Source organism: Pseudomonas sp. Pseusp88, assembly GCF_047303955.1.
Classification (GTDB): domain Bacteria; phylum Pseudomonadota; class Gammaproteobacteria; order Pseudomonadales; family Pseudomonadaceae; genus Aquipseudomonas.
The window spans coordinates 1-703 of record NZ_JBGLYM010000088.1 but is presented as its reverse complement, the minus strand read 5'-3'; the positions used below and the strand labels follow the sequence as shown (position 1 = coordinate 703).

The window sequence follows — 703 nt, the reverse complement described above, 5'->3', positions numbered from 1 at the left end:
AACATCTGGAGCTGCATTATCGACACGATCATGAAGTGATTCGTCATGCGCAATTTCCTTTCAAGACTCAATTTTGGCTCTTCTTAAAAGGGGGAGGTAAGTGGTTAACCATAATATTAATTCTCCCTTTGTTTCTGACTCATCTTACAATGATTCCTCTAGTTGGCGGCGCAGATAATTCATTAACATATTATGACTTACTGGAAGTCTATGCATGGTTCCTTGGCATACCATTTGCGTGCGGATTAATCGGCCACATGGTCGTTGAGTACTTCCCCAAAGTCTGGCTTCGCGCACCCAAGGGTCCCCTTTGGGAACTCAATCGCCGCACGGGCCTCGTCACCATTTTTGATTACAAGGACTTTAAAAAAACCGGAAAAATCGGAGAATTCACCGCGTCCTTTTATGAGTTTGACGCTTATATAATCACCAATCCGGATCGTCAGGGCTTGCCCATGATCGGCCTTTCCCTGGCGCACCGTTATAGCAATAAGGGCATGAACTTCAATGACATGATTGCGCCAGACAATCTCGCACAAACACCTTGTGCGCTATGGGATTTCTTCCAGAACTTCATGGACATCAGCCGCCCATTGCCCGACGTACCGGTACACGAAGCTCATCGTCACCTGGACCCGGTGACTGCCGAGTACGACCGTCAAACCGGTCGCGACCCGCGTTACTGGATCGATATGGATAACGA

The 703-nt window shown here is 47.9% G+C and carries 1 protein-coding gene; it reads left to right on the top strand.

The features are described from left to right. The coding region (locus tag ACCD02_RS32585) for a hypothetical protein (protein ID WP_413310707.1) at positions 1–703 on the top strand (703 nt) is incomplete at both ends.